Source organism: Paenibacillus riograndensis SBR5, from assembly GCF_000981585.1.
GTDB classification, from domain to species: domain Bacteria; phylum Bacillota; class Bacilli; order Paenibacillales; family Paenibacillaceae; genus Paenibacillus_AQ; species Paenibacillus_AQ riograndensis.
Map to the genome: position 1 here is coordinate 6338408 of NZ_LN831776.1, position 11179 is coordinate 6349586.

The window sequence follows — 11179 nt, forward strand, 5'->3', positions numbered from 1 at the left end:
ATAATTTCCTTAACCACAAAAAAACAGGGACCCTAAGGGTCCCTGCCACTAAAACTCAAAAGAAAACTTAGCCTTCCAGCTCGCGCCGCCGTCTTTGGTGGCATACAGGGTCGAGCTGTTCATATTGCGTACCGCCAGCCAGCCCTGATTCCGATCGGTGAAGGAGATCACGCCTTCGAAGCCCAGGACTGTCTTGGAGTTGCTCCACGTCCGGCCGTTGTTCTCAGTCATGCCGGTGCCGACCATCTGGGCTGCGGGCTGATAGCCGACCAGGAAGGCTGTGGTTTTGCCGACCACCTGCATATTTCCGGGACTGCCTGAAGCCGGCCCCTTCTCCTGTTTGGCTGGTCCGCTTCCGGGAGCAGGACCCCCGCCGGCTGTTGCCTGGGCGATGATCTGGGTCCAGCTGCCGCCTGCATCGGAGCTGCCATAAAGGGAGTACGAGGTCTGCGACATTCCCGAACCGCCATAGAGCACCGTATATACCTGAGAGGCGTTAACGTAGACCTGGGCGTATTGCGGATTTGGATAGGCCACCTTTTTCAGCTGCTTCCAGCTTGCCCCGCCATCAGTGGTTCTCATGATCTGGTAGCCGCTGCCCTGTGCAACCACGACCGCCCAGCCGCTGCTGCGGGTAGTGAAGTCCGCCCCGCGCGTATTGGCCGGAGTAGGAATCCGGGTCCAGGTGCTTCCGCCATCTTTTGTATAATAGGTAGAAGCGCGGTTATAGCCAAATCCGGTTGTACCGTCTACAAATTCTATACGTTCAAAGGTCACTGGACTCTGGCTTAGCCGCTTCCAGGTGGAACCTCCATCCGTGGTACGAATCAGATATTTGACCTGCCCCCCCTTCACAGAGGCGAGGGCCCAGCCATGCACATTATCCGGAAAATCAATCTGCTGAAAGCTCCACTGTCCCTGATAAATCTCCTGGAAGTGGCATCCGCCGTCCGAAGTCCCAATCACAAAGCCGTTGCCGGCCGCCCGTCCCGTATCTGCATTCAGAAAGTCCACGGTGGTAAAAGTAAGCGGGTCCGCCCCCTTAGCCGTCTGATTCTTCTGCAAATCCTGCAGAATTCCGTGATCTCCCGTACTGCAGGACGATGCCGGTACGGCGGGCGCTGCCGCCTGTGCCGGAGACACCGCAGTTCCCCAGCCCGCAAAGGCGAGCAGGCCCGCTGAGAGAATGGTTAGAGCTTTTTTCTGTAATTTTCTAGTAAAGTTCATCACGACACCTCCTAGTGAATATTTACCCTGCCCGGCAATCACGAAGCGGCGGCCGCTGTCGTCCCGGGTTTTATCCGGGCACTGAACCCGGTGACTGTTTTTTTCAATACAAAGGCCATTCCCAAGGTAAGCAGAATGCCCGCCGCATTCAGGACAAAATCGTACACAGGCAGTTCCAGGCTCCGCCGGAGATCCGCCAGTATTTTCAACACCCGTTCATGAATCAGGTAAATTTCCAGACTATGCGTGCCACAGAACGTAAGGAAGGGATACCGGGTCCATTTGCGCTCTGCCGCCCAGTGCAGCCCACCCGCCGTAAGCAGACATAAGGGCAAGGTAATCAGGATAAAAGGATACCACCACAGCCCATAGCTCCACACATATTCGCTCATATATTTCTGGCTTGCTGCCAGCAGCACTGCACCGGACAGAAGTATTCCCAGGTACAGCATCCCATTCACCCGCGGGACAGCCTGTTTCTGGTCGATCAGGTAACCTACCCACACGCCAACGAAGAATATCGGGATTCTTATCGTAAAGATCAGCAAATAAGACAGCGGTGTTCCAGATAGAACCACGCTTAGCAGAAGTCCAATCAGGCTAGCCACAGCAACCGTAACAAGCTTGTTCTTCTCCCTGAAAAAATACATAAACAGCGGCGTAAGCAAATACAGCACCAGCAGGGCGGGAACGTACCAGTCAAACCGGCTGTCCAGCCCAAGCCAGAAGCTAAGCGTAGTCAGATTCAGAAGCATGTCTGTAAAGGGCATCTCCCCCATCCCCCAATACAGCAGGCAAAAGATCAGCACCACCGGGAGGTACGTGGGCAGAATCCGCTGCAGCCTTCTTTGGTAGAACGTGAATGTGCCAGTATTTTTACGATAGGCGTAATACAGTCCCAAGCCCGACACCAGCAGGAAGATATCCACCCCGCCGTATCCATAGGCCTGCAAAGTGCCCAGCACCGGAACAGAGGAAAAATCGACCGTCGAATGGTACAGCATCACCCACAGAATCGCCAGTCCCATGAGCTGGGTGCGGTACGTGCTGATCGCTTTGTAATTAAGCTTGTTCATGGACAACCTCCGGAAGGGACGGCTGGCGGCGGGTAGAGGGTTTGACAGACATCAGGCTGGAGAGCTGCTTGTAATTCATCGCGAACAGCATACCCAGCGCAGCCTCCGCGAGAATAATCAGATCCCTGTTTGGGATCACCAGCGGAACCGCAACCACACCAATGACGGCAAGCGCCCAAGGCAGCGGGTGTTCCAAGTAACGTGCTAGGAAACGGTTAAGCCACAGCAGAACGTTCATGCCCGCATAGGTGCAGACCAGAACCAGCCCCCACATCCACACAATATACAGGCGTCCCAGACCCAGCCGGTCAAAAGCAAGGATCAGGAACAGATGGGTAAACAGAAATAAAAACGAATGTTTGCCGAAATACAGCATCAGATTGGAGGGAGAGTAGCTTTTTTTACTTCTGAAGAGGTAAAAGCCCCCGAACAGCACAAACAGAGACAGCAGCAGATATTGCACAGACATATTGTATTTCACAAAATCCGCCTCGCGCGCCCCTCCGAAACTAACGATAGCCAGCAGCACCCCGGCAGCCAGAGCCGCCATGAGGTTTACCCGGTTGCTGCACCGGTAGGCAAAGATTCCTGCAACAAACGCAAACATCCAAGGGAAATACGTAAACCCGACCGTTTCTGTGAACAATATAGACTTAAGAGGGAAGTCCGGCAGACGGTGGCCGATGAACGAATGTACCGCAAACACTAGCAGCGACAACAGGAGATATAAATAGAGTGGAGGTTTGAGATATTTCTCTATGAGGTATACACTAAGCACTCCGAGCGCGATGATCTGGGGAACGTCCATGATCCGAAACGCCTGGATCTCCGGCCTCCACATCAGATTATAGGAAAACCCGATGACCGCGAACAGTACATAGAAGCCAAGGAGTGATCTGAAACTGCGCCTTCTCACCTGCAGGGTGGTAGTCACACCTGAGACCGCAAAGAATAGTACAGGGGCCACACCGGCAACAATCTGGAACACCCGTTCATTGCCGTTAAAATAAAGCGGAATATGCGCCATGATCATCAAAATACAGCTAATTCCCTTAATCGCATCCAAGGAATAGTCATATTCCTTCATTCCCCTCACTTTCCTTTCCGTTCATATGGATTTCACTATATAAATTAAACCTGTGTTTTCTATGTATATAGATTATAAAATGAATCCTGCGGTCTCCCACCCCTCTAAAGTATAAGATTTCACATGAATTCTGCATCATTATGCAATTTACACCGCCCGGGCCATACAAACTACCCTTATTTATATAACTATTACCTAAGTTTATCAATCAACTAAGGTAGTAATTGAAATAACTAGTTTGTACCATTGTTCTTGCCTATTATTTCCTATAACCTATTGATAACTTATATGGAAGGAGGCTGCCGCCAAGCCATGCAAGCTTCGGATACGACTTCAGTGACAACTGCAGCGAAATCAGTTTCCGCTGCCTCCAGGACCCCGCGGCTCAAAGTCATCGATATGGTAAGAGGCATTACCATTCTGCTCGTCGTTGTGGGACATGCCGGTCTGACCCCGGTCGTCCTGAACGATATGTTCAGAGATTTCCGGCTCCCGCTGTTCTTTATCGTCTCCGGTTATCTGTTCAGCGCCTCCAAATATTTTGACAATTTTACCGCACTGCTTCGTACCCGTATCCTTACCCTCGTGGTTCCCTATCTTTCTGCCGGTTTCCTCTGCTACCTGCTCTGGCTCATTCTCCGCACCCTTGAACCCACTCACAATTCCGGTATTGCCTGGTATGAACCTATGCAGGCTATTGCGCTCGGCACCTATTCCGGGGGGCTGCTCCTGAATATTCCCATCTGGTTTCTGACCTGCCTGTTCGTGACCCAGATCATCTTTTGCCTCAGCATGCGTTATCTGAGCGGAGGCCCGCTGCTGCTGCAGCTTGCTGCCATGCTCGGCCTAAGCCTGTCCGGTTATGCTCTGAGCACCGTGGTCTTCCTGCCCTGGAACATCGACGTCGCGCTCGTCGCCCAACTCTTCGTGTTCATCGGTTACCAGCTCAAGCAGCGCCAAATGCTCCGTAAGATCCGCGTCTTCAACCTGGGCACCCTGGTATGGATGGCGCTTTTCCTCACAGCCGCCTACTTCAACAGCTATGTCGACATGAACAACAGAGAATACGGCAACCTATTTCTCTTCTACACCGCCGGAATCGCCGGAAGCCTGCTCGCCATCAAAATGACCCAGCTTCTCTCCACATCCAGATTCTTCGCCGCCACCCTCACCTACATCGGCCAAGAATCACTCGCCATCCTCATCTTCCACTACGGCATCTTCATCCTGCTGCTGAACTTCGTGGAACGCTACGTCTTCGACAGCTACCTGAGCTGGTTCCCGACTACAGTTATTGCGGTCGCAGGGTCGCTGCTGCTGAGTATGGTGGTGAAGCGGGTGCCGGGGCTCGGTTTTGTGCTGGGGAGGACAAGAAAGAAAGCTGCGCCTCGAAGGAGCTATATGGAGAGGGCCGCTTCCTAGTCTTAGCCAATTAAAGATTTACCTCCTTCTTCCCGATATAGTAAGTGATGCACTTGCTTATAGCAGAGACACAAGGAGGTTTTTTTTTGCAGGTCATGCAGAAGGAGTATCTGACTCCTCAATATATACGGCAATTCCAATGTACGGGGGCTGTTTGCGAAGACACTTGCTGCTCTTTATGGGAAATAACCATAGACCGATCAACCTATGAAAAATACAAGCAGATTCCTGATGCGAGCCTTCACGAAGAGATTAACAAGAATCTTGTGCGTAATAAAAAAAGCATAGAGTCATACGCTTCTTTTAAAATGAACCAAAAAACCGGCAACTGTTCTATGCTCTGTGACGGCCTCTGCACGATTCAAGCCAAGGTAGGAGAAACATTCCTCTCACAGACCTGCTCGACCTACCCGCGAATTCTGAATGAGGCCGATGAGATTGAAGTGTCTGCACTCTTGTCCTGTCCAGAGATCGCCCGCTTGGTGCTTCTCTCAGAAGACGCCATGAGCTTTACCCGGACTAATGAACTGCATACACCGAATCTGCGCATTAGTCAACTAGGCAGAGCCACCAACAAGAAAAAGCAATGTATTCAGAACTTGCGGGATATCACGCTGGAGGTTTTAAGCGATCGCCAGTTCTCTCTTCAGCACCGATTAATTATAATTGGAGTACTATTGGATAATACTGACGAGCTGCTGCGTTCGGGGGCATATGATCATGTTCTCTCTTTCGTGGATGAATTCAGAGGTGAGCTGGTTACTAACGAGGAGCTGCGCGATTATGACGTATTTCCCTCAAATGATCAGATCCAATTCCAGGTTCTGAACAATACCCTAATGGCGCACCTAAGTGAGTTTTTATGGAATGCCCGCTACAATGAATGCAAGAATGAATATCTCAAAGGCATACAGAGCAACGGGAGCAGCTTGAATGAATCGTTACATACTTACCGCAGTGTACGCGAAGAAATCTATGAACCCTACCTCCGGGAGAAGGAGTTCATTTTTGAGAACTATGCGATTAATCATGTGTACCAGAATTTCATGACCGATATCTATGCAGGCGGCAGCCTATTCGACTTCTTCGTGAAGCTCGTTGCAGATTATTCCTTCATTCGGCTTCACCTCATTGGAATGGCAGCGTACAGACAAGAGCTAAATGACGATATGGTCGTCAAGCTTATCCAGTCGTATACGAAAAACTACAAGTTCTCCAACAAATTCCTCAACGCAATACTGAAAGATATAAAAGATCAAGGATATTATACCCTCGGGGGAATGTCCTTATTGATAAAATAGCGACGATATACAAGTCGGGAGTGTTATTATCAGAATTTGAGTTAGCCAAAAAACGGAGGCCCTTAGGCCTCCGTTTCACTTTCCTGTTTCCCCACCAGCCGCCGCCGTTTCGATCCCCGCTTCACCCACAACCGATTCGCATCATCCCGATAGAACCAAATATGTACCCATCTCAAAGGCGTCCAGATTTCCTTAAAATAATAATTTGGCATGAGACCTCTCTCCTACCGAAACAAAATAGATTTAATCCTAATTATAGACCGGGATACCTAGTTTGTTTGTCGGTTTGTGGGAGGGGGGATGGGAAAATTATTAGTATATAGGCTAAACTACCTTTTATAATTGTTCAAGTTCATCCTATATAGTTGTATGGTCAAGTTAGATTGCAACCGTAATAATGGAATTCTAGCGGAACCAGCGCTTGATCTGCTGCAAGGCATCTTTAGCCTCAGGTCCGTTATATCCAAAAAGATTGCCAATCATCTTGGTATATTCGTTAAACGTCGTCTCCCGGCTGTACCGGTCACTCCACCAACGCTTGGCATTGTAGCCGGAGTCCGAGCCAACATACGTAAGTTCAATTCCGGAATGCTTATAGACATGATCGAAAAGTATCTTTGCCCGCCGCATATGAAAGTCCGAAGAAACAACAATGGCCGAAGTGAAGCCATGCTGCTTCATGATCGGAAGCGTCAGCTTGGCGTTTTGGTAAGTGCTTAGCGCCGCTTTTTCGGTCAGTATAGCATCTTTAGGGATTCCAAGAGCGAGGGCGGTTTGGAGCATGTCGCCGGAATTACTTGCTGATTCTTTGGCGTTAGACAAGAGAATATTTTGAGTGTAGCCTTCCTTATATAACTCTGCCCCCTTTTCACTCCTTCCCGCTCCACCGCTGAGAACGATGATAATGTCGGCTTGCCGTGGAGCTTGATGGATGAGAAGCAATCGGCCTGCACCGAAAAATAATATTATACTAAAAAAAATTAATGAATATAAAAAAAACATTGTAAATCTATATCTTCTTAACATTTTCTATTTCTCATTGAATATCTCGACTCCCAGTTCTTTCTCCACGGTAACTAAAGCAGATGCTATTACTTGATGCATATCATAGTATTTGTAAGTCCCTAACCTTCCGCCAAAGATAACATTCTGTTCACTATCCGCCAAAACTTTATATTGCCTATAGAGCTCATTATTTCGTTGATCATTAATTGGATAGTAGGGCTCACAACCATTTTTCCATTCAGACGGGAACTCTTTTGATATAACTGTTCCTTTTTGAGTACCAAATTCGAAATGCTTATGTTCTATAATTCTTGTATAGGGGGTTTCTCTATCCGTATAATTCACTACAGCATTACCTTGGTAGTTATCATTTTCTTTAATTACTTCAGTTTGGAAGTCTAAACTTCTATATTCTAGTAATCCAAATTTATAGTCGTAAAACTGATCGATCATGCCAGTAAATACTGTTTTACGAGCGAGGCCTTCAAGTTCTTTTCGATTGGAAAAAAAATCTGTATTTAATCTGACTTCGCAACCCTCTAGCATTTTTTCTATTATTAGATTGTAGCCTCCAATAGGGATACCTTGGAACTTATCATTAAAATAATTATTGTCATAGTTAAAGCGCACTGGAATTCTATTTATAATGAAAGATGGCAGATCCTTAGCTGCTCTTCCCCATTGCTTTTCTGTATAGCCCTTTATTAATTTTTGGTAGATATCAACTCCCACCAATGAAATCGCTTGTTCTTCCAGATTCCTCGGTTCTTTTATCCCAGCTTTTTTTTTCTGAAGCTCGATTTTCTCCTTGGCCTCTTGGGGTGTTATCACACCCCAAAGTTTATTAAAAGTATTCATATTAAAAGGCAGATTATAGATTTCTCCTCTGTAATTTGCAATTGGACTGTTAGTGTATCGATTAAACTCAACAAATTGATTTAAATAATTCCATATTCTTTCATCGCTAGTATGAAATATATGCGCACCGTACTTATGCACATTGATTCCTTCAATATTTTCTGTATAAATATTTCCACCTAAATGATCTCTTTTATCAATTATAAGACACTTTTTTTCACACTTAATTGCTTCGTGTGCAAATATTGCTCCAAAAAGGCCAGTTCCAACAATTAAATAGTCGTACATAACATCACCTTTTTCCTCTTTTAAGTTTAAGTATTACATCCCATATTAATTTATCTTTAAATAAGAATAACACTCCTAAATATAGAATAATGCCAATAATTATTTGCATGAAGGTTAAGTACATTGAATTATCAAATAAATTTCCTACAATTAATAGTATCCCACCCATTAAAATTGACACTGAACCATATTTAGAGATATTCCTCATCATATCTCTTACATTCAAATACTTATATAGAAATACAAATTGAATGCATGTAACTGTAAATTCAGCTATTAGTGTAGCAAAAGCAGTTGCTATACTAGCAAAATAATTAATTAAGATGATGTTTAAAGACAAGCTTAAAACCGCAGCTGCACTTACAGAAAAAATCATCTTTTTTTGTTGATTTGTTGGCAAAAGTATCTGCATTCCAAAAACATTTGATAAGCCTATAAAGAATATTATAGGGCTTAATATCAATATAAGAACTCCGACTTTATCGTAACCCGAACCGAAAAACCATGTCGTAAACCCTAATGATATTGTTGCCAATCCAAATACCATCGGCAACGTTAAAAAAACAACAATTTTAAGCACTAAAGTATTATAAGACTTAATCTTGTCCAGATTTCCACCTGCATATTCTGATGCGATTCTTGGTAACATAACCGTACTTATAGAAGTAATAAGTCCTAAAGTTACTTTTACAATTTTCAAAGCTTGATCATAATAAGCAACTTCTATTTCTGTAGACATCGTTCCTAAGATTACTCTATCTAAAATAATGTAAAGTTGAATAATAGCCTGTGGAACGAAAACAAGCATCATTGGCTTACAATGGGCTTTTATTAACTTTTTATTAATTTTTACTTTCTTTATATATTTTGCTGCTTGAGTCCATATAGCCAATTGACCAATTAAGTTAGATAGGGAAATGATAAGTATATAGTTAACTAGATCATTCTCATCTTTTATAAATGAAAATATTAAAACCACAGAAAGTAGTTTAATTATCATATTCCTCAAAACTGCTTTTTTCAATTCCTCAAGACCAATCAATAACCATGATATATCGAGCATAGCAGCGAATAACATAATCCATTGAAGGTAATATATGATTCTCATTTCATCAATATAAAAATAAACAAATAGAAAGTATGCTACTGAAATAATAATTGAACTCACAACTTGTATAACATATATTGACCAAAATTGTTTTGAGATATTGTTTACCCCACTATTTTTAACCGTAGCAATTTCTTTATTTCCATATAACGGTATTCCCAAGACTGCAAATAAAATGAATATCTGTATTATGGAAAATGAATATGCATTAATTCCAATACCCTCTGGGCCCAAAGCTCTTGAAACATATGGCATAGTAACAAATGGCAATATCAGAATCAGCAACTGATATATTGAATTAAATAAATAGTTAGAGATTAGCTTATTCATAAGTTTCCTTTTATATATTGCATTATAGTTTTTTTAATTCACCTGATTAATTAAACTCATTTATTTTAGAGAGTATATCATTATATCTACTAGCAAAATGATTTAAAGTAAAATTATTCTGATAACAGTTGAGATTATCTTCTTTCATTTGTATAAGTACATCTTTTTTACATTTTAGCTCCAATACAATAGACACCAATTCTTCTACATTTCCATTTTCAAACAAAGCTACACCATTTGTCATTGAGTTAACCGTTTTATTACCACCAGTGTTTGAAGCAACAACCGGGGTCCCAATTGATAAGACTTCTAATAGAATGAGGTCAAAATATGTATTCCTATTTGGCAGTACAAATATGTCTGAAGTATTAATAATACTTCCAGGATCATTCGTCCAACCTATATCAATAATATTACTACTATCCGATTCTATTTCTCCTGTTCCTCCAACTATAAAAATAATATTTTCATCGATTTCATAAACTTTTTTTGCCATTTCAACGAATAAGTCATAACCCTTAATGCGATTATGTCTACCAACATAAGAAATTATAAATTTATCTTCAGTGATATTGAATTGTTCTTTGAATTCATTTTTATTCAAATTATATGTTAGTTTGTCACAGCTCGTAAGATTAAAATAGATATTTTTGTTCTCCATTTTTTTATTGAATCCTTCAATAAAAGTCGAGAATATTTCCATTGATTCTTTTGAGGGGAAAATAAAGTGGTCACATTCTTCAAATGCCATCTCCTCAATTAATTTTATTTTCCGCTTATATTTTTCCAAAGTTAATCTAGTATTTCTGAATTTAAATTTTGCAGCTTCAACTAACTCTTCAGAGATACTTTCAGGCGTATGAGGTGTAAGTATTACATTGGCACGAATATTATATTTTTTAAGAATAAGGTAGTCCAGGACACTATGAACATGAACTACATCGTTTTCAGTGAATTCTATTAAATTTAGTTCATTCGCTATACTAGAGTCTCTATTATGAACGAATTTTTTCATTGATAGCATTTCAACCATAAAATCACTTTTCCCAATAATACTTCTTAGAAAATCAAATCTACTTTTACCACTAATCACATTCCCTAAATTTTTTTTTGAAATAATCCTAATTTTGTCCTCTTGAATATTGTTCAAACCTTTTTGCAAGTTAGCAATATAACCTGCTGGTCCACCCTTTCTTATGTCTAATTCACCAGAATATACAATATAATTCACAATACACTCACCCTTCATAATCTCTCAATTTTCCCCTATGGCATCATTCATTATTCTTTATTTTTTTATTTATGGAATAGAAAGAAAATAAAATAATAGTAATAGAAGGTATACGATGTAAATCTGCCATTATAGAACCCGCACAAAATGCAACCAAGGGTACTATGTATAACTTACTTTTATACTTATAAATAAATAAAATACCAATATTTATATAATATACGCAAACCCCTATAAGACCTAACT

At 42.6% G+C, this 11179-nt stretch carries 10 protein-coding genes; 2 read left to right on the plus strand and 8 right to left on the minus strand.

All coding sequences use genetic code 11. The features are described from left to right. Window positions 1–48: 48 nt before the first annotated feature. From PRIO_RS26810 to PRIO_RS26820, 3 genes are read right to left on the minus strand one after another with little or no spacing between them, the layout of a single operon-like run. A complete protein-coding gene (locus PRIO_RS26810; protein WP_020427586.1) occupies window positions 49–1227 on the minus strand; it encodes a WD40/YVTN/BNR-like repeat-containing protein in 1179 nt (392 codons plus the stop codon). A gap of 38 nt (window positions 1228–1265) precedes the next feature. Next, complete coding sequence (locus tag PRIO_RS26815) at window positions 1266–2303, minus strand: acyltransferase family protein (protein WP_020427585.1); 1038 nt, start codon at window positions 2301–2303, stop codon at window positions 1266–1268. After that, window positions 2290–3390, minus strand: a complete 1101-nt coding sequence (locus PRIO_RS26820; protein ID WP_020427584.1) for a hypothetical protein — start codon at window positions 3388–3390, stop codon at window positions 2290–2292. Before PRIO_RS26820 ends, PRIO_RS26815 begins: the two co-directional genes overlap by 14 nt. Before the next feature lie 312 nt (window positions 3391–3702). Between PRIO_RS26820 and PRIO_RS34130 the strand changes: the two genes are divergently transcribed. After that, window positions 3703–4812, plus strand: coding sequence for an acyltransferase family protein (locus PRIO_RS34130; RefSeq protein ID WP_020427583.1), 1110 nt, complete (start codon window positions 3703–3705; stop codon window positions 4810–4812). Between the two features lie 95 nt (window positions 4813–4907). Then, entirely contained in the window at window positions 4908–6113 is a 1206-nt protein-coding gene (gene fliB, locus PRIO_RS26830) for a flagellin lysine-N-methylase (RefSeq protein WP_231869980.1), read from the plus strand. A 62-nt stretch (window positions 6114–6175) separates the two neighbouring features. On the opposite strand, the gene PRIO_RS36275 is transcribed toward fliB, so the two are convergent. From PRIO_RS36275 to PRIO_RS26850, 5 genes are all read right to left on the minus strand, one after another. Beyond that, on the minus strand, window positions 6176–6325 hold the full coding sequence (locus PRIO_RS36275) for a hypothetical protein (RefSeq protein ID WP_020427581.1): 150 nt from the start codon (window positions 6323–6325) through the stop codon (window positions 6176–6178). A 193-nt stretch (window positions 6326–6518) separates the two neighbouring features. Further along, on the minus strand, window positions 6519–7115 hold the full coding sequence (locus PRIO_RS26835; protein ID WP_020427580.1) for a YdcF family protein: 597 nt from the start codon (window positions 7113–7115) through the stop codon (window positions 6519–6521). Window positions 7116–7142: 27 nt separating this feature from the next. Next, on the minus strand, window positions 7143–8264 hold the full coding sequence (glf, locus tag PRIO_RS26840; RefSeq protein ID WP_046505491.1) for a UDP-galactopyranose mutase: 1122 nt from the start codon (window positions 8262–8264) through the stop codon (window positions 7143–7145). Between the two features lie 4 nt (window positions 8265–8268). Then, window positions 8269–9702 (minus strand): flippase, encoded by a 1434-nt coding sequence (locus PRIO_RS26845; protein ID WP_046505495.1) that lies wholly within the window; start codon window positions 9700–9702, stop codon window positions 8269–8271. Between the two features lie 46 nt (window positions 9703–9748). Next, the gene (locus tag PRIO_RS26850) at window positions 9749–10933 is read right to left on the minus strand and encodes a glycosyltransferase family 4 protein (RefSeq protein ID WP_046507478.1); all 1185 of its coding nucleotides are present in this window, start codon (window positions 10931–10933) and stop codon (window positions 9749–9751) included. Window positions 10934–11179: the final 246 nt, after the last annotated feature.

Bases quoted from the DNA above. Each gene is read 5' to 3' on its own strand.
- PRIO_RS26810 (WP_020427586.1), bottom strand. From the start codon at position 1,227: ATGAACTTTACTAGAAAATTACAGAAAAAAGCTCTAACCATTCTCTCA.
- PRIO_RS26815 (WP_020427585.1), bottom strand. From the start codon at position 2,303: ATGAACAAGCTTAATTACAAAGCGATCAGCACGTACCGCACCCAGCTC.
- PRIO_RS26820 (WP_020427584.1), bottom strand. From the start codon at position 3,390: ATGAAGGAATATGACTATTCCTTGGATGCGATTAAGGGAATTAGCTGT.
- PRIO_RS34130 (WP_020427583.1), top strand. From the start codon at position 3,703: ATGCAAGCTTCGGATACGACTTCAGTGACAACTGCAGCGAAATCAGTT.
- fliB (WP_231869980.1), top strand. From the start codon at position 4,908: ATGCAGAAGGAGTATCTGACTCCTCAATATATACGGCAATTCCAATGT.
- PRIO_RS36275 (WP_020427581.1), bottom strand. From the start codon at position 6,325: ATGCCAAATTATTATTTTAAGGAAATCTGGACGCCTTTGAGATGGGTA.
- PRIO_RS26835 (WP_020427580.1), bottom strand. From the start codon at position 7,115: ATGTTTTTTTTATATTCATTAATTTTTTTTAGTATAATATTATTTTTC.
- glf (WP_046505491.1), bottom strand. From the start codon at position 8,264: ATGTACGACTATTTAATTGTTGGAACTGGCCTTTTTGGAGCAATATTT.
- PRIO_RS26845 (WP_046505495.1), bottom strand. From the start codon at position 9,702: ATGAATAAGCTAATCTCTAACTATTTATTTAATTCAATATATCAGTTG.